This is a genomic window from Caballeronia sp. LjRoot31 (assembly GCF_964253885.1).
Taxonomy (GTDB): domain Bacteria; phylum Pseudomonadota; class Gammaproteobacteria; order Burkholderiales; family Burkholderiaceae; genus Caballeronia.
On the sequence record NZ_CAXURX020000001.1, the window covers coordinates 3,338,851 to 3,357,847 of the forward strand.

Annotated in this window: 17 protein-coding genes; 9 read left to right on the forward strand and 8 right to left on the reverse strand. The window is 61.2% G+C overall.

Annotation, left to right across the window (positions count from 1 at the left end; all coding sequences use genetic code 11):
- Nucleotides 1-21 precede the first annotated feature (21 nt).
- On the reverse strand, nt 22-1,380 hold the full coding sequence (locus ACSQ8V_RS14720; RefSeq protein WP_436206160.1) for a hypothetical protein: 1,359 nt from the start codon (nt 1,378-1,380) through the stop codon (nt 22-24).
- Between the two features lie 327 nt (nt 1,381-1,707).
- Complete coding sequence (locus ACSQ8V_RS14725) at nt 1,708-1,878, reverse strand: rubredoxin (protein WP_025527884.1); 171 nt, start codon at nt 1,876-1,878, stop codon at nt 1,708-1,710.
- Between the two features lie 357 nt (nt 1,879-2,235).
- Here ACSQ8V_RS14725 and thiD point away from each other — a divergent pair, with 357 nt between their 5' ends.
- Genes thiD through ACSQ8V_RS14740 form a run of 3 tightly spaced genes read left to right on the forward strand, consistent with a single transcriptional unit; the run spans nt 2,236 to nt 4,394 of the window.
- The gene (gene thiD, locus ACSQ8V_RS14730; protein ID WP_436206161.1) at nt 2,236-3,117 is read left to right on the forward strand and encodes a bifunctional hydroxymethylpyrimidine kinase/phosphomethylpyrimidine kinase; all 882 of its coding nucleotides are present in this window, start codon (nt 2,236-2,238) and stop codon (nt 3,115-3,117) included.
- Between the two features lie 25 nt (nt 3,118-3,142).
- Nucleotides 3,143-3,958 carry a DUF72 domain-containing protein gene (locus ACSQ8V_RS14735; protein WP_436206162.1) on the forward strand — a complete coding sequence of 272 codons (816 nt, stop codon included), beginning with the start codon at nt 3,143-3,145 and terminating at the stop codon, nt 3,956-3,958.
- Nucleotides 3,951-4,394 (forward strand): hypothetical protein, encoded by a 444-nt coding sequence (locus tag ACSQ8V_RS14740; RefSeq protein ID WP_436206163.1) that lies wholly within the window; start codon nt 3,951-3,953, stop codon nt 4,392-4,394. The genes ACSQ8V_RS14735 and ACSQ8V_RS14740 overlap by 8 nt, the downstream gene beginning before the upstream one ends.
- 118 nt (nt 4,395-4,512) lie before the next feature.
- Here the strand turns inward: ACSQ8V_RS14740 and groL are convergent, their stop codons facing one another.
- The 4 genes from groL to vapB form a co-directional block, all read right to left on the reverse strand.
- Nucleotides 4,513-6,153 carry a chaperonin GroEL gene (groL, locus tag ACSQ8V_RS14745; RefSeq protein ID WP_213767029.1) on the reverse strand — a complete coding sequence of 547 codons (1,641 nt, stop codon included), beginning with the start codon at nt 6,151-6,153 and terminating at the stop codon, nt 4,513-4,515.
- Between the two features lie 109 nt (nt 6,154-6,262).
- Nucleotides 6,263-6,553 (reverse strand): co-chaperone GroES, encoded by a 291-nt coding sequence (locus ACSQ8V_RS14750; RefSeq protein ID WP_031362728.1) that lies wholly within the window; start codon nt 6,551-6,553, stop codon nt 6,263-6,265.
- 316 nt (nt 6,554-6,869) lie between these two features.
- Nucleotides 6,870-7,295 carry a type II toxin-antitoxin system VapC family toxin gene (locus tag ACSQ8V_RS14755; protein WP_436206164.1) on the reverse strand — a complete coding sequence of 142 codons (426 nt, stop codon included), beginning with the start codon at nt 7,293-7,295 and terminating at the stop codon, nt 6,870-6,872.
- A complete protein-coding gene (gene vapB, locus ACSQ8V_RS14760) occupies nt 7,292-7,555 on the reverse strand; it encodes a type II toxin-antitoxin system VapB family antitoxin (RefSeq protein WP_436206165.1) in 264 nt (87 codons plus the stop codon). Before vapB ends, ACSQ8V_RS14755 begins: the two co-directional genes overlap by 4 nt.
- 262 nt (nt 7,556-7,817) lie before the next feature.
- Between vapB and ACSQ8V_RS14765 the strand changes: the two genes are divergently transcribed.
- Complete coding sequence (locus ACSQ8V_RS14765; protein ID WP_436206166.1) at nt 7,818-8,615, forward strand: DUF2242 domain-containing protein; 798 nt, start codon at nt 7,818-7,820, stop codon at nt 8,613-8,615.
- Between the two features lie 217 nt (nt 8,616-8,832).
- On the opposite strand, the gene ACSQ8V_RS14770 is transcribed toward ACSQ8V_RS14765, so the two are convergent.
- Nucleotides 8,833-10,941: a D-(-)-3-hydroxybutyrate oligomer hydrolase gene (locus ACSQ8V_RS14770; RefSeq protein WP_436206167.1), complete on the reverse strand. Its 2,109-nt coding sequence runs from the start codon at nt 10,939-10,941 to the stop codon at nt 8,833-8,835.
- 229 nt (nt 10,942-11,170) lie between these two features.
- Nucleotides 11,171-11,521, reverse strand: a complete 351-nt coding sequence (locus ACSQ8V_RS14775) for a BON domain-containing protein (protein WP_213767025.1) — start codon at nt 11,519-11,521, stop codon at nt 11,171-11,173.
- Nucleotides 11,522-12,350: 829 nt separating this feature from the next.
- Here ACSQ8V_RS14775 and ACSQ8V_RS14780 point away from each other — a divergent pair.
- The 5 genes from ACSQ8V_RS14780 (at nt 12,351) to ACSQ8V_RS14800 (ending at nt 18,983) form a co-directional block, all read left to right on the forward strand.
- Complete coding sequence (locus tag ACSQ8V_RS14780; RefSeq protein ID WP_436206168.1) at nt 12,351-13,706, forward strand: TAXI family TRAP transporter solute-binding subunit; 1,356 nt, start codon at nt 12,351-12,353, stop codon at nt 13,704-13,706.
- A gap of 70 nt (nt 13,707-13,776) precedes the next feature.
- A complete protein-coding gene (locus tag ACSQ8V_RS14785) occupies nt 13,777-14,427 on the forward strand; it encodes a 2-hydroxychromene-2-carboxylate isomerase (protein ID WP_436206169.1) in 651 nt (216 codons plus the stop codon).
- A gap of 216 nt (nt 14,428-14,643) precedes the next feature.
- Nucleotides 14,644-15,621, forward strand: coding sequence for a LysR family transcriptional regulator (locus tag ACSQ8V_RS14790; RefSeq protein ID WP_436206170.1), 978 nt, complete (start codon nt 14,644-14,646; stop codon nt 15,619-15,621).
- 193 nt (nt 15,622-15,814) lie between these two features.
- Nucleotides 15,815-17,029, forward strand: a complete 1,215-nt coding sequence (locus tag ACSQ8V_RS14795) for an MFS transporter (protein WP_436206171.1) — start codon at nt 15,815-15,817, stop codon at nt 17,027-17,029.
- A 1,207-nt stretch (nt 17,030-18,236) separates the two neighbouring features.
- Nucleotides 18,237-18,983: a GntR family transcriptional regulator gene (locus tag ACSQ8V_RS14800; protein ID WP_213768578.1), complete on the forward strand. Its 747-nt coding sequence runs from the start codon at nt 18,237-18,239 to the stop codon at nt 18,981-18,983.
- The last annotated feature ends 14 nt before the right edge of the window (nt 18,984-18,997 follow it).

Consider the following 18,997-nt stretch of genomic DNA (forward strand, 5'->3'; position numbering starts at 1 on the left):
AAAGGCGCTCTTGAACAAACCCTATCGCGTGACGGCCATGCCCCGTTCAATCATCGCGGTCAGCGCTGCAACAGACGCGCCGCCCTCCGACGGTGCAATGCCCGCCGCAGCCTGATGCAACATCGCGCCGAGCGCCTGGGCCGCGCGCTCGGGAATCGCGGCATCGAGCGGCGAGCCCTCCGGCGTCGTCTGTGCCTCGTACGCAATCCGCCGCCACGCGAGCCCGAGCGTGTCGGCAAGCAACGCGACATGACCCAGCCCCAACGCACACGCCGCCGCACCCAGCCGATACGCCGCGTCGGCTGCCTTGAGCGCAGCCGGTACGGCGATACGGCCAGCCTCCCGCGCTGGCATCCCATGCTCGATCAACGCGGCGATCGCCGGCTCGGCGCTCGTCAGAAAGTCTTCGTACGCAACGGCGTTCACGCGCAATACGCCCAGATCGCGAGTGGACGCGTCACGCGCCTGCTCCGCATTGCGCTCCCACGCGTCCTCGGATGCCTGCGACGCCGCGACGTGCCAGTCCACGGTCAAGCCGTAATCGCGCAACACATCGACCTGGACGGAATCCTCCGCCGATGCGCCGTATAACGCGTAATCGCGCCATAACAGCGCCAGCGCGGCGCGCACCAGCGACTTGGGCGCATGCGACAAACCGTGCGCCTGATCGGCCAGAACCAGGTTGAAGCGAGCGTACAGGCGACGTGCGTCGGCGGCCGTGTCGGGATCGGGCTGCAAACGCAATGCTTCGACGACCGCGCCCGCCAGACGCCAGAAATCGTAGGGATCGGGACCGGCAAGATCGGCTAAACAGGCGTCGAGGATAGAAACAATTTCGGCCTCGCCCTTCAGCTCGCCGGCCTTCGAACGCAGCAGCATCAGCAACGCCCGTTCATAGTGCGCCCGCACGCGAGCGAGGCGTTCAGAGGAAATGGAGCGCAGCGTGGCCGGCGCAATGGCACGGCCGGCGAGCGCGAGGTCATCGAAGGAAACGGGCGCGGCGCGGGTATGCGCGGCCATCAGCGCATGCAGCCCGCGATAATGCTCGAACAGCAGCGTGGAACAGGCGAGCTCGCGCAGATTGCGGCGCTCCACCGCCGCGCTGAAATCACGCAACGCTTCAGCGAACTGGTTGCGATTTTTTTCGCTCAACCCGGCAAGCGGCGACACCAGCACCAAGGTCTCGCCGAAACGCTGCGCCGGCAGCCAGCCCGCCGAGTGCAACGCGCCAATCCCGCGGCGCAGGACGCCGAGCGTGTCGCCATCGCGCACGAATGCGTGCAGCGCGTCAGTCAGCGCCATCTCCGCAATCCGCACGGCGCCCCCGCGCGGGTTGGGCAATGCCTGGAACGTGTTGCTCAAGCCGGATTGAGTTGTCATGGAACGCTCACGAGCCGATACACGGCGCTACGCCATGCATCGGATGGATCTTGATCGAACCCGGGCGCATTTTCGCCGATGCATGCCGCCGCATCCCCTCTGGCGATAAAACCCGGACACACGCCGGAAGAGTCGAGTCGGGTCGAGCCAACTCGCTGGCCGAGCGTTCCTGCTCACTGATCTAACTGTGGTCTAACCTGACCGTCATGCGCGCCGCGAACCACCAAGCGCACCTCACGCTTATTGCCAACACGTAAACAAGACGCGCCGCATGAAGGCATCCCATCCATGCGGCGCGGTTTTTCCTTGCGACATCCGAGCCTCTGCTCAGATCTGGACCATTTCGAAGTCTTCCTTGCGTGCGCCGCATTCGGGACACGTCCAGTTAATTGGAACGTCTTCCCAGCGAGTACCCGGCGCAATTCCTTCCTCGGGCAGTCCCGCTTCTTCGTCATAAATCCAGCCACAAATCAGGCACATCCAGCTTCTGTATTCCATACTTATGTCGCGTCGGGCAATCGGTTAAATGAGTGCATGATGGTACCGGTTTGGCGGCGCGATGCCTAGCAATGCGGCAGCGCTGGCCGATCGGCCGGGATTCGGACGGCTTTCGGGTTTCGTTGGGGTTCCCTCGTCGGCACCGCCACGCGGCCGTTACACAGCGCGCGACGCCCTTCCAGCAAGTATCGGTCCTTCGTTGCACCGGTTCCCGCACAATGATTCATCCGGCTTTGGTACGAAAAAAAGCCCATCTCATGTGTCCACGTGACTTTAGGCCGCATAATCGTGCCGTTTGCGCCGGCTCCTTGTCCGGCCGCTTCAATAGCCGATAGATTTGAACAAACGAATAATCCGATGCCCAGCGACACCCCTCCTATTGTTCTAACCTTTGGCCTGTCCGATCCCACGGGCGGCTCCGGCCTGCAGGCAGACCTGCTGACACTTGCCAGCATGGGCTGTCACGGACTCACTGTCCTGACCGGCTACACCGTGCGCGACTCGGCGACCTGCGACGAAGTCACCGGGCTCGACCCCGAAACCGTCGGCACTCAGGCCCGCATGTTGCTGGAAGATATGCCTGTGGCGGCCTTCAAGATCGGCGCGGCGACGCGCGCGGAAGTGGTCAGCGCAATTGCAGAAGTGGTCGCCGACTACGACGACGTGCCGCTGATCCTCGCGCCCGACTTCACGCTCGACGACGAACACGTGCTGGCGGCGGACGAATTGCGCGAATCGATAGCGGATTTGCTGGTGCCGCAAACCACCATGCTCGTGGCCGATCACGCCACGCTCCTGCAGCTCGCGCAGCCCGATGGCGACGCCGAAGCGCCCACGCTCGACGCCGCGATCTCGCATTTGCTGTCGCAGGGCTGCGAGTACATCCTGGCGACGGAAACGGGCACGCATCGGCATGTGAACACGCTTTACAGTGAGGAAGGCCAGATCAGGCAGGACACGTGGGACCGTACCGAGCACCGCATGATGGGCATTACCGACACGCTCGGGTCTGCCATCGCCGCGTTGCTCGCTAATGGGCAGGAACCCGCGGAAGCCGCACGCGAAGCACAGGAATATGTGTTCCAGGCGACCCGCGCTGCGTTCAGGCCCGGCATGGGCGCTTATTTGCCGGACCGGTTTTTCTGGGCGCGTTCGAACGATGACGACGAGACACCGCCCGTGGTTATCGATGCGCAACCCGATGCACCACCCGTTACACCGGGCGAAGCCCGCCACTGATACTTTCCTGGAGCGAAACTGACACATGCCGCTGCGCAAAACATCGCTCCACCCACTCAAGCACAGTCCCGGCCTCGTGCGGGTCGGCTGCGCTGGCTGGGGCATCACGGACGCAGTCGCGGAACACTTCCCCGGCGACGGTACTCACCTCGCCCGTTATTCGCAGGTGCTGACCTGCGTTGAAATCAACTCCAGCTTTTATCGGCCGCATCGGGCGGAAACGTATGCACGCTGGCGCGATAGCGTGCCCAGTACGTTTCGCTTTTCTGTGAAGATCCCGAAGGCCATTACACACGACGCCCGTCTCGTCAGTTGCGAAACGCTGCTCGACACCTTCCTCGAAGCCGCGACTCAACTGGGCAGTACGCTCGGCTGCTGGCTCGTGCAACTACCGCCCAGCCTCGCGTTCGACCCCGACGTGGCCAAGTCGTTTTTTACATCGATGCGTGAACGTACGGACATTCCGATCGCGCTGGAAGCACGGCACGAGAGCTGGTTCGCGAAAGACGCGGCCACGTTGCTCAAGTCGAAACAGATTGCCTACGTCGATGCCGATCCACAACCCGATGACTGTTTCATCGCGCATAGGGCGGATACGTCGCTGGTGTATTTCCGGCTGCATGGCTCACCGGAGATGTATCAGTCGTCGTACGAATATCCCTACCTCGATTCCCTCGCGCTCACGCTCCATGACCGGGCGAAAAAAGCGCACGAGGTTTGGTGCATCTTCGACAACACCGCCGCCGGCCACGCCCAGTTCAACGCGCTGCGCGTGAAAAGCCGCAAGGCATTGAACGCGCGTCCGAAACGGGTTGCCGTCAGGGAGAAAGCTGATGCTTGAGTGCAGAAAATGGCTGGGTGCACGGGTGATTGCCGGGGCGCTGGTGGCCGTCAGTTCCGCTGCGGCTTTCGCGCAGACGGCGCCGGCGCCGGCTCCTGCTGAAAACAATGCGAACGCTGCGCCCGTCGGCGATGGCACCTTTCTGCTGACCATTTTCCTGAAGCATGATGAGTCGAAGACGCTGCCGAAGATCAACGAACAACTGAAGGAGCAAGGCTTTTTCAAGGCGTTTCCGCCGCCGGGCGTTCAGGTTGTTTCGTGGTACGTGATGATGGGTATCGGTCAGGTGGTCACGCTACGTGTCCCCGCCGATAAATTGCGCGAGGTGAATCGCGCAATCGAAAATACCGCGTGGGGTGGTTACCGGACCGAGTTCTATCCGACCTACGACTACAAGGCGGCCGCCGAACAGATGCGAGCAGAGAACAACAAGTAGCCGGCAGTTTCTTGAGCCGATAAAAAAACCCGCATCGTTGCCGATGCGGGTTTTTTCTTTGGCAACCCGGGCTCCCGAAGAAACCCGCGCTGCCCTGTAATTCAGGCCAGGCCCGAAATTACATGTCCATGCCCATACCGCCCATACCGCCGGGCATACCGCCGCCCATCGGAGCATCTTCCTTCGGCAGTTCCGACACAGCGCAGTCGGTCGTCAGCAGCAGACCTGCCACCGATGCCGCGTTTTGCAATGCCGTACGCGTCACCTTGGTCGGGTCCACAACACCGGCTTCCACCAGGTCGACGTACTCGCCCGTTTGCGCGTTGTAGCCGAAGTTGCCCGTACCGGCTGCAACTGCTGCCACCACGACGCTGGCTTCTTCGCCACCGTTCGTGACGATCTGGCGAAGCGGCTCTTCCATCGCGCGCAGCACGATCTTGATGCCGGCGTCCTGATCAGCGTTGTCGCCCTTCAGGTCCTTCAGTGCCAGACGAGCGCGGATCAGCGCAACGCCGCCGCCAGCCACGATGCCTTCTTCCACAGCTGCGCGCGTTGCGTGCAGTGCGTCTTCAACACGTGCCTTCTTTTCCTTCATTTCGACTTCGGTAGCAGCGCCAACCTTGATCACTGCAACGCCGCCAGCCAGCTTGGCGACACGTTCTTGCAGCTTTTCACGGTCGTAGTCCGACGTCGCTTCTTCGATTTGCGTGCGAACTTGCTTAACACGCGCTTCGATGTTTGCAGCTTCGCCAGCGCCGTCGATGATCGTGGTGTTTTCCTTCGCCACTTCGATGCGCTTAGCCGAGCCCAGTTCAGCCAGCGTAGCCTTTTCCAGCGTCAGGCCGGTTTCTTCAGCAATCACTTGACCACCGGTCAGGATCGCGATGTCTTCCAGCATGGCCTTACGACGATCGCCAAAGCCCGGAGCCTTCACAGCAACGGTCTTCAGGATGCCGCGGATGTTGTTCACAACCAGCGTAGCCAGCGCTTCGCCTTCCACATCTTCAGCGATGATCAGCAGCGGACGGCCAGCCTTGGCAACTTGTTCCAGGATCGGGAGCAGGTCACGAATGTTCGACACCTTCTTGTCGTGCAGCAGCACGAACGGGTTTTCGAGGATCGCGACTTGCTTTTCCGGCGTGTTGATGAAATACGGCGACAGGTAGCCGCGGTCGAATTGCATACCTTCAACCACGTCCAGCTCGTCTTCCAGCGACTTGCCGTCTTCAACCGTGATCACGCCTTCCTTGCCGACCTTGTCCATTGCTTCAGCAATACGGTCGCCAATCGACGTGTCGCTGTTAGCCGAAATCGCGCCAACTTGAGCGATTTCCTTGTTCGTCGTGCAAGGCTTGCTGATCTTGCGCAGTTCTTCGATAGCAGCCGAAACTGCCTTGTCGATACCGCGCTTCAGGTCCATCGGGTTCATGCCCGATGCAACGTACTTCATGCCTTCGCGAACGATCGACTGAGCCAGGACCGTAGCCGTGGTCGTGCCGTCGCCTGCGTTGTCGCTGGTGCGGGAAGCAACTTCCTTCACCATTTGCGCGCCCATGTTCTGCAGGCGGTCTTTCAGTTCGATTTCTTTAGCGACCGAAACACCGTCCTTCGTGACCGTCGGGCCGCCGAAGCTGCGTTCGAGAACCACGTTACGACCCTTCGGGCCCAGCGTGACCTTGACCGCGTTGGCCAGGATGTTCACGCCTTCAACCATCTTTGCACGGGCGATATCGCCAAATACGACTTCTTTAGCTGCCATATTCAAACTCCTTGATTCGTTTCAGTTTTCTGGCTTTCGATCAGGGCGGACGAGAATCGCTTGAGCGGTTCGATCGTCCGGCCGGAAAGCCAAATGGGCTTGAAGGTGATTACTTGACCAGAACGGCCATGATGTCTTCTTCGCGCATCACGAGCAGTTCATTGCCGTCGACCTTGACGGTCTGACCAGCGTATTTACCGAACAGCACGCGGTCGCCCACTTTGACGTCGAGGGCGTTTTGCGTACCCTTGTCATCGCGCTTGCCCGGGCCGACGGCCAGGATTTCGCCTTGATCCGGCTTTTCAGCTGCAGCGTCGGGGATGATGAGGCCCGAGGCAGTCTTGGTTTCCTGATCCAGACGTTTGACGATGACGCGATCGTGCAAAGGACGAAGGTTCATACACACTCCTCTCTAACTGAGACTATAAAAACGCGGGAAACCCGTCCGACGACCTACAAAGCCACCGGGCGGAAAACTGTTAGCACTCTCGTGCAGTGAGTGCCAAGTATATGGCACACCGATCGGTAATTTCAAGAAGGGATATCGACAGGGGACGAGAAATAGATGTCGAAGCAGATCCGAATGAGAGGTTGGGTCTCTCCAGTTTCCGTTCGTTCGTGTCGAGCAAGTTGGTTTTAAGTGGAAAAATACTCAATGAAACAATAGCTTAAGACTTATGTAGTCACCCGTTTGCCAAGGAACGGCAAATTCTTTGTCAGGTCGCGGGCGTAGCCCAGTCTTCGATGCGCAAGCCGGGCACTCGTTTGAACTCGCGAACGTTGTTCGTCACCAGCACTGTGCCGGCGGCCAGAGCGTGGCCGGCGATAGCGGCATCGTTATCGCCGATGGGCGTTCCATAGCTTGCCAGCGCGATTCGCACGCGTGTCGTCTCGTCCACGGCCGCAGTGTCCCAAGGCAGGATGCCGTCCAGCCGCGCGACAAAGGCCGATACAAGTCCAGCATGTTTGGGCGATGTCTTTTTGCCGATCGACCCGAAACGCATTTCCGCGTAGGTGATGGCTGAAATGACAATGCGCTGCTGGGCATCGACGCAAGCCTGCAATTTCTCCAGGACTTCAGTTGGGCGCTCGCGCATGATGAAGGAGCAGATGTTCGAGTGGAGCAAATAGAGTTGCGTCATTGGCCTGGCTTTCCCGAGCTTTCGTCGGTGCCGGAAAGATCGAAGCAGCCCGTCTGGACAACGCCAGGACGCTCCGCGAGAAAATCTGCACCGGCGGCCGGCCCGTGCCCGAACGAAATCCAGTTTGGCCGCACCGGGCGCAGCAGGATGGTGTCCCCTTCGCGCTGAATCTCTAACTCAGCCACTCCCTCGAACTGCATGTCCTTAGGAATCTCGACGGCCTGGCTTGCCTCGTCCTTGTAAATGAATACGGTACGCATGAAAAGCCTCCGGAAAAACGGGAAGTACGCGTTGGATTCTATGCGTATGCTGAAACGTGTCGGGCAAGTCAAATCGAGAGCTCAGCCCATGACGCTGAAGGTGTTAGAGCGCTTCGGGAGACGCGCAGGCACCGAAAGACGCCGCTCGAAAAGCCGGAACCGTGAATCGAAGCTCCCCCTAAATTTCTCGCTTTTTACGTCCAACCGCGCGGCGCACTACAATCTAGGCCGCCGAAGTCCTTCGTTTCATCCAGCCGCCGTCATGCAAAACCCGCTTTCCCGACTTTCGCTCGCCCTGCCCCTGCTCGCCCTCGCCGCTTGTGGCGGCAAGGCCGCGCCCACACCCAGCTATCAGGCCGAAATGTTCTTGACGGGCGCGAGTCCGTTCACCCGCAACTACGACGCCACCAGTCAGGAAACCTGCGAAGCCTCGCGCCGCGCGTTGTTGAGCCAGGGTTACGTGACGACCATGCCGCAGCCTGATACCGTCGATGCCACCAAGAACTTCCAGCCCGCGGCGGACACGCACGTGGTGGTGTCGTTTCATGTGGTCTGCACGGCGGGCGAGAACGCGAGCAATACGAGCATCGCGTATGTGAATGCCGTGCAGGACGGTTATACGCTGAAGAAAAGCGATACCTCGGCCAGTGTGGGTTTGAGCGTGCTCGGTTCGCTCTCGCTGCCGATCCGCTCGAACAGCGACTCGATGGTGAAAATCTCCAGCGAAACCGTGCCGGCAGGCAAGTTCTACGATCGCTTTTTTAGTCTGGTCGAGCACTATTTGAAGACCGTGCCACGCAGTTCGCCGATTCCTGGCGAGAATGTCAGCAGTCAGGCGCTTGCGCCATCGCTGATCCTGAATTCGCCGGACCTCACGCCAACACCCATCGTCGTGCAGACGCCAGCCGCGAGTGCGGCCGCTCGCGCGCAGTTGAACGCCAGTGCGGCCAGCCCTGCGCCAACGGCGAGTGCGGTTTCAGCCGCCAGCGCCAGCGCTACGGCGGTGACTGCGGCTACCCCGGCTTCCGCGCCGGTGGCCGCGTCGGCGAGCACGCCTTAAGCGCGGGTTGCGCTGCGGTGCGTTCATAGCGGCCGATTACGCACCAGCAACCGCCACGTAATCAATCGAAGATAGCGGCTTATCCAATACTGGCGGCCGGCAACACGCCAACCACCGCGAGTTCAGCGGCCGCGCTTCGACAAATCGCAAATTGCGCCCCATCCCCGTCCGGCACCATCGCCTGCCAGCCATTGACCGGCGAGATCAAGCCCCAGCTTCAATTCGGCACATTCACCCCGCCACCGCCGAACGTGATTGCATTCGATCCGGGCGACGCGGAAATCGCTGGCAAATTACTCACCGATAAAGCCGGCGCCGCCCCCGCCGTACCGCCTCGCGGCACCGTATGCACGACCTGCGACGGCGGCAAAGGTGCCCCGTTCTTCAAATGCGCCCACATCAGGTTCAGCGCCTGAAGGTTGTAATACTGCAGCGGCACGAAGCGCGTATCGAAGCCCGCGACGCTCAGAAACGCATCGAAATGCTGGCCGTTCGTCACCTCGTAAAACGACAAATTGCTTGAATTGCCCTCGGCCAGCTTGTTCATCGCCGCGTACGGGCGCGACGCGTGGTTGATCGGCACAAGCGTATCCGAACGCCCCTGCACGATGATCGCCGGCTTCCCGTGCAGATTCGCATTCACCCGGATCGCGTTGACACTCGCCGTCATCCGCGCGTCGCCGTTCGTCCACAAGCCGCGCAGACAAAACGCGCCGGCGAAACTTGCGTCGGCGGTTGCGAATCGATGGTCCGCCGCGCCCGAATTTCCCGCGTTGTAGACGAGATTGATACCGTTGGTCGGCGGCACGCCATTGCCGTTGCCGAACACGGTAGACATCGGCGATACGAGCTGGCTGACTCCAGCCGCCCCCGTCACGGCATTGGTGGTGCCGAAACTGAAGTTGCAGAGGTTATCGGCGACGCTCGACTGTGTGTACGCGTTGGCATACGTCACGGCAACCGCCGGCACGGCCTGCGAATCCCACATTGGCGCCTGCAGGAAGTCGGAGTCCGTCTGATAACCGGCCTGATGCAGTTGGGCGAGGGCATTAGTGGCCTGGCTGAGCACATCGCCGCCGGTAATCACGCCGTTGACTGCCAGCGACGCGCAGCGCGCCGCCCGGATCGACGCGGTCGTGGCCACGGGCAACGTCGTGAGATAAGGCGCGCCCGCTGCGGCCGGCGCCAGTGCCGCGCAAGGCTGCAGCAGATTCGCGAGCGTCATGTAGTCGGCGAGCGGCCGGCCGAACGACGCCACCGGCACGCCGCCCTGCCTCACCGAAACCTGCGACGGAACGTTCAAGTTGATCTGCGGCTCGCCTACGACCACCGCCGTGATCCATCCCTGCGTGTCCTGCTCGGCGGCCGCGAGCGACGCGCCGCCGCCATTGCTCACCGACGCCGCGATGGTCGTCACATCGCCGCGGTTATAGCGGATCTTGCGCGTGGTGCCGTCGAGCGGGCCATAGGTATCGTTGAGCGCCCAGTACGCGAACTGGATTGCCTGCAGCGTATTCGTGCCCCAGCTTTTCTCCGGATTCTGCTGCGAGTGCGCGTGTTTGAACGCGTAGCGATTCGGGAATTGCGCGTTGAACGTGGCAAGATTAGTGCTCCCGAGGTTCGCCGTGAACACGCTGGTCTTGCCGGCAGCCGCGGCGTTTGACAACGTGCCGTCGATAAGCGTAATCGTGTTCGTCGCCAGTTCGTGCGCGCCGTTGCCGCTGCCTTTATCGGTGTAAGCGACCGCGCAGCCGCGTTTCAAACCCCATTCCCCCGCCGCCGATATCGCCCCGTACACGCCGCGCGACCCGGACGAAGTGGCCGTGACAATGCACGGCTGGTCGGGGTTGAAACTCGCCGGGATCTGCACGAGCAAACTCACGTTGAGCGTGCCGCTGCCGTCGTCGGCGAAAGCCAGATACTCCTTGCCGGCGATCATCCCCTCGCCGAGCGTGTCGTTGCCGTTCAGGTCGACATTCGGCCCCCAGAAGCGCCCGTAGCCGCCATTGGCGGACATATCGACGAGCGCGCGATAGTTCGAGTAGATCGCGAGACGGCGCAATTCAGCGGCGCTCGGCGCTGCTGCGTTAGCGATAGCCGGCGGCGTTGCCGATGCCAGCCCGTCCTTGCCCAGCCCCGCTGTCAGCAGGTCATCGGTCGTGCCGTCGTAGGTTTGCGTACGCACGCTGCCGGCGATGAAGTTCGGCAGCGCATTGTTCTGCGAACCATTGCCACTGCCATTGCCGTCATCGTTGCCGTGACAGGCCGCGAGGCCGAACACCGTCATTGCCAGGGGAAGCGCCATGACTCCCGGGAATCGCTTCATCGTCGCTCTCCAGCATGTTGTTTTTATTCGGCGTACATCTTTCGATCCACGTCGCGAACCTGGCTCCTGCTCTCAACCAGGAAGCTTGCGCCCCTAGCCTGGTCCCATAACGCATAACGGGTTCCGGCGCAAAGCACCGGAACCCGTTATTCAAACCACTGGACGAAACCGCGTCACACGCTGCAAAAACGCTGCAACGACGCACCGCAGTCCAAGGCTCAGGAAAGCATCAGCCTCCACCGTTCGGTTCAGCCAGCGTGAGCTTGTTCGAGACGGAAGTCACACCGCTCACGCCCTTCGCCACTTCTTCGGCCTTCGGGATTTGCGCGCCGTCCGGCACCGTACCCGTCAGCACGACTGCACCGCCGCGTGCGCGCACGAAGATGTTCGACACGTCGATGCCCTGTGCCTTACTCAATGCACGCCGCACATCGAGGCCGAGCTTGCGGTTGACCTTCTTGGTGGTCTTGGCCGACGGTGCCGTCGTGGCCGTGGCATCACTTGATTGAGCATAGGCGCTCGACGCCACTGCGACGCACACCACGACGCTCAGCGCCTTCAACATATCGACTACTTTCATGACTTCTCCTTTTGTTTCGCTTTGGACTTCGCAAAGTGTTGCTCTTGTACTTCTTTGGACCGCATCAACCCAGCGGCTTGGCTACGACATCTTGCGGCCTGACTGTACGAACGGCGACCCGACGATCGACGCGCATACGACACAAACAGACCGGCGATGCTGGCGACACGGTGTTGCGAGAGACTGGCGAAAAAAACAAATGTCCGGCCTTTCTTGTACGGGCGTCATGACCGTTGGCTCAAGGACATAAGCTGCTGCACATCATGCGACGCTGCCGGTTCTGCTCGGAGCATTTCTCCGAATGCCGGTTAGGCGGCGCGGATGCTGGTTCTACGGCGGCGAACGTCAATTTAATCCAGCCTCGCGAGAAGCGCAAAGCATTTAACACGATGAAGTGCGCACTCGACCGTAGTTGTCGTTATTGTCATACCGGCTTAGGGCCTGCTCGTGATCCAACAGCACGGGCGTTCATGTACCATCGGCGAAAATTGCGACAGCGCGTGGGCAATGAATGTAACAACAGACGTTTCAACATATTGGCACAGGCATGTTTTACTGCCGCGATTGAATGAAAAGGCTTAATGCGGACAAGGAGAGGTATTTTTAACCATCTCAAATTTGTTTGTTGAATAAGTGGGTGCGAGGGTTTTCCCTTTCCCTTTCTTCTTTTCGATCCCGTTTATAAAATTCGCTGCTTTAATGGTTTTGCGGTTTTGCGTCAACGCAGGTCCCCGCCCCACCGAACCCGACAATGACTCAAACTCCCGGCCAAGAACCTCCCGCTCAGGAAACCCCGAAGAAAACCCGCACCCGGCGCATGGCTCCGACAATGGCACGTTTCGTCGCAATTTCCTGGCGCGACCTCGCGATATCGTTCGGACCAATCCTGCTGATCAGCGCCGCCGCGATCTATCTCGCCGTGCGCCTGATCCAGCCCGCGCCGCCCAATACGCTGACGATGTCGGCGGGACCTCAGGGCAGTTCGTTCTGGAACGACGCGCAGCAGTACAAAAGGATCCTCGCGCGCAACGGTGTCACGCTGAACGTGCTGGAGTCGCAGGGTTCGCTCGATAACCTGCAAAAGCTCGAAGATCCGAAGGTGAACGTCGATGTCGGTTTCGTGCAGGGCGGCATGTCGGCGCCCGGCACGCCGGACAAGCACGAAAATCTGGTCTCACTCGGCAGCGTGGCGTATGTGCCGCTGGCGGTGTTTTATCGGGGACCGCTGCTGACGCGGCTTTCAGAATTGAAGGGGAAGCGGCTCGCCATCAGCACCGAAGGCAGCGGCACGCGTGCGCTCGCGCTGGCGGTGCTGAAGGCGAATGGCATCGAGCCGGGCGGCAACACCGAATTGCTGCCGCTGAGCGGCGACGCCGCGGCCAGCGCACTGACGGACGGGAGTATTGACGCCGCGTTTCTCACCGGGGACTCCGCGCAGCCGCCGACCATGGGCAAGCTGTTTCGCACGCCCGGCATCCGTTTCCTCGACTTCACCCAGGCTGACGCCTACGCGCGGCGCTTTCCGTACCTGAAGGTGATCGTCCTGCCGATGGGCGCCTTCGATCTCGCGAAGAACGTGCCGCCGCAACCTTTCCACCTGATTGCGCCGACAGCCGAGCTGATCGCCCGCGACGGACTGCATCCCGCGCTGTCCGACTTGCTGATCGAAGCCGCGAAAGAGGTGCACGGACGCGCGAACCTGTTGCAGACGGCCAACGAATTCCCCGCGCCGCTGCAACACGAATTTCGGATCAGCGACGACGCCGAGCGTTACTACAAGTCGGGCAAAAGCTTCCTCTACCGGACACTGCCGTTCTGGATCGCGAGTCTTGCGGATCGCGTGATCGTGCTGCTGGTGCCGATTATCGTGGTGCTGATTCCGGGTTTTCGGCTCGTGCCGGGGCTGTACAGGTGGCGGATCAAATCGCGGATCTACAAGATCTACGGTGCGCTGATCGGCATTGAACGCGAGGCCTTGAGCGACCCCGAACCAGCTCAGCGCGAGGAGCTGATCGAACGGGTGGACGGTATCGAGAACGCGGTCAACCAGATGAAAATGCCGCTCGCCTACGCCGACCAGTTCTACGTGCTGCGCGAGCATATCGGCTTTGTGCGGCAGCGGCTGACCATGGCGCAGGCGGCCGCACTCGACGCGCAGGGAGACAGCGTTCAGCACACCACGTAATATCGAAAGAAGAAACGACGGTAACCGGCGTGACGGCTACCGCGACGAGCAACGCACCAGGGAGATTCATATGAGCGCCTCGGCTTCCATCGATCCGCATCAGCCGTACTTTTTTTTCGATTTCAACTCTCCCTTTTCGTATCTGCTGCTCGAACAGCATGAAAAGTGGCCGAACATGCCGTTCGAAGTGCTGCCTATCGACTATCTGAAGCTCCTCAAGCACTGGGGCCAGCCGATGCCGGGCAACATTCCATCGAAGCGCGTGTTTATGTATCGATACGCGCTCTTTCGCGCCGAACAACTGGGTATTCCGTTCAAAATGCCGCCGTCGCATCCCTTCGATTCCAGCAAGGCGCTGCGCCTTGCCGTGGCGGCGGGTGGGGAAATCGGCTGTATCCGCGAGATTTTCCGGTTCATCTGGAAGCAAGGCCGCGATCCGTCGAGCGAGCAGGGATTCGACGATCTGTGCCGCCATGTGGGCCTGCCCGACGGCGCGAAAATGATCGAGCTCGAGGACGTCAAGGCGACATTGCGGGCGAATGTCGAGCGCGCGGTGGAACTCGGCGTGTTCGGTGTGCCGACATTCGTGGTGAACCAGCAATTGTTCTGGGGCGAAGACACGCTGCCGATGGTGCTCTACGTCGCGCGTTCGCCGAACTGGCTCGACGGCAAGGAAGTGCGGCGAATCAGCGATTTGCCGAGGACCGCGCCGGAAGTGTGATGCGGCGCTGGACGAGAGCCGGCTGATTCGTGAGGTTCGGCCCGCGCTGGTTGACGGTCGGCCCCTATTCCATCCATAGCATGCACGCTATGGCGTGCGTGTTCGGTCGGGCTTAACGTAGTGCACTCTCGATCGGGCGCGCATTACGCCTGATCGTCCCGCCACGAATTGCTACGCAACACCCAGCCCCAAGGGTCCGCCCGAAGACCGCGCTCTATGACTGATCCCATCGATCCCGCCGATTACGCCAGCTCCGCCGCTGATTCCCTCGACATCTGGCTGATCCGCGTACTGCAAACACTGCTGACCGAGCGCAGCGTCACGCAGGCCGCGCTGCGCCTGGGGCAGACGCAACCCGCCATCAGTACGGCGCTGCGGCGGCTGCGCGAACTGCTGCGCGACCCCATTCTCGTGCGCGGCAAGCAGGGCATGGTGCCGACCGAGTACGGCGCGTCGCTGCTGCCGGCTGTGCAGCGCACGTTGCGCGAGGTCGAGTTTGTCGCCACGCCGCATGGCGCCTTCGATCCCAGCACGTCACGGCGCACCTTCCGGGTCGCCGCACCGGATTACCTGAACGACTTTTTCATGCCGACGATGATTCGCGCATTCCGCGTGGCGGCGCCGAATGCGCGGCTGGAGATCGAATCGCTGACGCCGACGCTCGATCACGAACGTGCGCTCGATGACGGCGATCTCGACCTGGTCGTCGGCAACTGGGAGAATCCCGAGCCGCGTTTTGCCCGCCGCGATCTCTTCACCGACAGCTTCGTGTGCCTCATGCGCCGCGGCCATCCGCTCGCACGCGAACCGCTGACAACGGCTCGCTATGCGCTCGCGGCGCATCTCGCGCCCACCACGTATAGCGGCGTGAAGCGTCATCCCATCGATATAGGCCTGGCGAGCGCAGGCATCCGTCGACGCATTGTCACGACCATTCCGTACTTCGGGCTCGTGCCGCAAGTGTTGCTGCAATCCGACCTGATCTTCACTGCTACGCGACGCTTCGCGCTGCATTACGCCGCGCTGTTGCCGCTGGTGGTCATGGAGTCGCCGATCGAGTTTCCGCCTATCGAAAGTTATCTGATGTCCTTGCCCGAAGTCAGCCGTCCCACCGACCTGGCCTGGTTGCAGACGCTGATGGCCGATGTCTCAAGGGAGTTGACCGGGCAGTCCGCCGGCCTGGAAAACCGGTAAGACTTTCCCGCTCCACGGCCGGTCACGGGCCAGATGCAAATTCTTCGTCCGCAACGAAAATTCTGCAGACTCTTCCCCGACAAGGCTTTTCGCTATTCTGCGTATCCTGAAAAAGCATCTGGCGAGCCACGTTCGCGTCTAAGCTATGGGAGAATCACGCTTCTTCAGCGATATCAACCCCGCAATTACCCCAATGTCCACCGAAGCCCCGCTGTCCCGACGCGCCGATCTAGCCATTACCGGGCGAATCGTCTCGGTCGTCACGTTCACGTTCATTTGTTATTTGACCATTGGCATCCCGCTCGCGGTGCTGCCTGGTTTCGTGCATACGGATCTCGGCTACGGATCGGTGATGGCAGGCGTGGCAATCAGCGTCCAGTACTTCGCAACCCTCGCCTCGCGGCCGCTCGCCGGGCGCACGGCGGACACCATCGGGCCGAAGCAGACCGTGCTGTACGGGCTGACCGCCTGCGCGATCAGCGGCGTGCTGCTGCTCAGCGCGGCGCTCGCGTCGCAATGGCATTCGGTGAGCCTGGGGCTGTTGATTATCGGCCGTCTTGTGCTTGGCTTTGGCGAAAGCTGGGTCGGAACCGGTGCGATCACGTGGGGTATCGGACGGGTTGGCGCCGCCGGCAGCGGGCGCGTGATCTCGTGGAACGGCATTGCCACGTATGGCGCGCTGGCCGTTGGCGCCCCGCTTGGCGTGGCGATGGAGCGCTCGATTGGATTTGCATCGCTGGGCGCGCTTGTGATTGCGCTGGGCGGTCTTGGCTACTGGCTTGCCACGCGCATGGAGGCTGTTCCGATCGTGCATGGCGAGCGCATGTCGTATCGCAGCGTGTTCTTTCGCGTGCTGCCGCACGGCATGGGTCTCGCGTTGGGATCGGCGGGATTTGGGTCGATCGCCACGTTCATTACGCTCTTTTATGCCGCGCACAACTGGCCTGACGCAGCGCTTTCGCTGACCGTGTTCGGCACGATGTTCGTCGGCTCGCGGCTGTTGTTTGCCAACACCATCAAGGTTTTTGGCGGCTTTCGCGTGGCTATTGTGTCGTTTGCGTTCGAATGCGTCGGCTTGCTGATGCTCTGGCTTGCCGCCGATCCCGCCTTTGCGCTTGCGGGCGCCGCGCTGACCGGGTTTGGTTTTGCGTTGATCTTTCCTGCGCTCGGGGTTGAGGCGGTCGGGCTCGTGCCGCCGGCTAGTCGTGGCGCGGCATTGTCGGCGTATTCGGTGTTTTTGGATTTGTCGCTGGGCGTGACGGGGCCGCTGGCCGGGTATATCGCCGGGGAGTTTGGGTTCAGCTCCGTGTATCTGTTTGCTGCGGTTGCATCGGCGGCGGGGGTGGCGCTCACCATCGCGTTGTATGTGCGCACAGGGCGCGGGGTTGGGGGAGCGGCTACGGCGTAGGAGGTTGGACGGGTGGGCGTTGGGGGTCTAGGTTCCAGGGTTAGCGGTTGGGGTCTATGCCGGGGTGCCTGGTTCCGGGGTTAGCGGTCGGGGTCTATGCCGGGTTGGTGCTTTCGGTGTTAGTGATCTGCGAGAGTCGGATATTCTCTTTATCACTATTAGCCACTGTGCGTGGCGGCACGTCATTTCTTTGTCCAAAGCGACAAAGAAACGAAGCAAAGAAAGCGCTTTAACCGCTCTACCCTAAGTGTCCACAGCGTGCAGTTTCTATTCATGGGTGCCCCAAAAGCACGGTGCTCGCCAGAGCGAAGGATGTGTGAACCCCTCCTTCTCCGAACACCGATACCCACACGCTTCGCCACCAGTGATTGAACCTGCCCAAGGGGCACCCCGCGCTATCCGCGGACGACCAACCACCGAATTTGTGCGCACGTCGAACCATGTCGCCAACCCTGCTGGAAACGCGGTCGCGAAGATGCGTAAGGCCGCACCCACGCAAATAACTGTGGGGACCACGCGGGTAACTCACCAAAACTGGAGCAGTAACACGCGTGGTGCCACGACCTACCGACGTAACCGTCGGAGCACGTAGCTGACACGCGAAGAGCACGGCAGCCAGAACGCGTGAGGCCGCGCGGGTTCCTTAGCAATTGTGCTTGCCCGAGAGCGTACGGGGCGAAGCGTGTTCGTGTCAGGATTCGCGAGAAGGAGGGGTTCAAACATCCGTGGCTCTGGCGAGCACCGTGCTTTTGGGGCACCTATGAATCAAAACTGCACGCTGTGGACACTTAGGGTAGCGCGGTTTAAAAGCGTTTTCTTTGCTTCGTTTCTTTGTCGCTTTGGACAAAGAAATGACGTGCCGCCACGCACAGTGGCTAATAGTGATAAAGAGAAAATCCGACTCTCGCAGACCACTAACGCCGAAAGCAGCAACCGGGCATTGACCCCGACCGCTAACACCGAAACCACCACCCCGGCATTGACTCCGACCACTAACCCCAGAACCGACCACCCCGGGCATTGACCCCGACCACTACCGCCAGAACCGACCACCCCGGCATAGACCCCGACCACTAACCCAGAACCCACCATCCCGGCACTGACCGCCCCCAACCCTGGCTCTCCCACGCATGCCACTTCTCATTCAATCCCCGTCGCCGCGCTGCTTGTCTTAGAATCTGCCCTTGGTCCCCACTTCCTGCGCACTATGAACACGACATCGGAGGACCGCTGGCGCGACTTGCGCCCGGACCCGGACAGTGACACCCCGCTCTATCTCCAGCTCGCCCGCAAGCTCGGCAACGCAATCCACGACAATCGCTGGAACGCGGGCGAAGCCTTGCCCTCGGAACGCGTGCTGTCGGAAGCGCTCGGGGTATCGCGGATTACGTCGCGTAAAGCAATCGCGTTGCTGGTCGAACAAGGGCTGATTCGCCGCACGCAAGGCGCCGGGTCGTTCATCACGCCGCGCTATGAAGATCCGCTGTCACGGCTGTCGAGCTTCAGCGAAATGCTGCGTCGACGCGGTTTTACCCCCGGTTCGAAGTGGCTCTCACGCGTGATCGAACCCGCAAATCGCGATGAAGTGATCCAGCTCGGGTTATCGCCAGCGGCCGCCGTGACACGCTTGCGGCGCTTGCGCACCGCCGACGGCATCGTGATGGCCGTTGAGAACTCCACCTTTCCGGCAGCGCTGATTCCGGACCCGCAGGCTGTCGGCGATTCGCTTTATAGCTTTCTGGAACAGCGCAATCTCTCAATCGTGCGAGCCCTGCAGCATTTCCGCGCGGTGAACGCGAGCGATGAAATCGCCGCGCAAATGGGCATCGCGCCCCACGACGCGCTGCTGCTGATCACGCGCGTGGGTTATACGGCCGACCAGCGCCCGATCGAACTCACCGATACCTACTGCCGCAACGACTATTACGATTTCGTCGCGGAGTTGCGCAAGTAGTCGCGCCTAGTCGC

Excerpts from the sequence above, each read along its gene's own strand:
- ACSQ8V_RS14800 (WP_213768578.1), top strand. The coding sequence starts at position 18,237 with ATGAACACGACATCGGAGGACCGCTGGCGCGACTTGCGCCCGGACCCG.
- ACSQ8V_RS14750 (WP_031362728.1), bottom strand. The coding sequence starts at position 6,553 with ATGAACCTTCGTCCTTTGCACGATCGCGTCATCGTCAAACGTCTGGAT.
- ACSQ8V_RS14770 (WP_436206167.1), bottom strand. The coding sequence starts at position 10,941 with ATGAAGCGATTCCCGGGAGTCATGGCGCTTCCCCTGGCAATGACGGTG.
- ACSQ8V_RS14720 (WP_436206160.1), bottom strand. The coding sequence starts at position 1,380 with ATGACAACTCAATCCGGCTTGAGCAACACGTTCCAGGCATTGCCCAAC.
- thiD (WP_436206161.1), top strand. The coding sequence starts at position 2,236 with ATGCCCAGCGACACCCCTCCTATTGTTCTAACCTTTGGCCTGTCCGAT.
- ACSQ8V_RS14795 (WP_436206171.1), top strand. The coding sequence starts at position 15,815 with ATGTCCACCGAAGCCCCGCTGTCCCGACGCGCCGATCTAGCCATTACC.
- ACSQ8V_RS14755 (WP_436206164.1), bottom strand. The coding sequence starts at position 7,295 with ATGACGCAACTCTATTTGCTCCACTCGAACATCTGCTCCTTCATCATG.
- ACSQ8V_RS14785 (WP_436206169.1), top strand. The coding sequence starts at position 13,777 with ATGAGCGCCTCGGCTTCCATCGATCCGCATCAGCCGTACTTTTTTTTC.
- groL (WP_213767029.1), bottom strand. The coding sequence starts at position 6,153 with ATGGCAGCTAAAGAAGTCGTATTTGGCGATATCGCCCGTGCAAAGATG.
- ACSQ8V_RS14775 (WP_213767025.1), bottom strand. The coding sequence starts at position 11,521 with ATGAAAGTAGTCGATATGTTGAAGGCGCTGAGCGTCGTGGTGTGCGTC.
- ACSQ8V_RS14735 (WP_436206162.1), top strand. The coding sequence starts at position 3,143 with ATGCCGCTGCGCAAAACATCGCTCCACCCACTCAAGCACAGTCCCGGC.
- ACSQ8V_RS14790 (WP_436206170.1), top strand. The coding sequence starts at position 14,644 with ATGACTGATCCCATCGATCCCGCCGATTACGCCAGCTCCGCCGCTGAT.
- ACSQ8V_RS14765 (WP_436206166.1), top strand. The coding sequence starts at position 7,818 with ATGCAAAACCCGCTTTCCCGACTTTCGCTCGCCCTGCCCCTGCTCGCC.
- ACSQ8V_RS14725 (WP_025527884.1), bottom strand. The coding sequence starts at position 1,878 with ATGGAATACAGAAGCTGGATGTGCCTGATTTGTGGCTGGATTTATGAC.
- ACSQ8V_RS14740 (WP_436206163.1), top strand. The coding sequence starts at position 3,951 with ATGCTTGAGTGCAGAAAATGGCTGGGTGCACGGGTGATTGCCGGGGCG.
- ACSQ8V_RS14780 (WP_436206168.1), top strand. The coding sequence starts at position 12,351 with ATGGCACGTTTCGTCGCAATTTCCTGGCGCGACCTCGCGATATCGTTC.
- vapB (WP_436206165.1), bottom strand. The coding sequence starts at position 7,555 with ATGCGTACCGTATTCATTTACAAGGACGAGGCAAGCCAGGCCGTCGAG.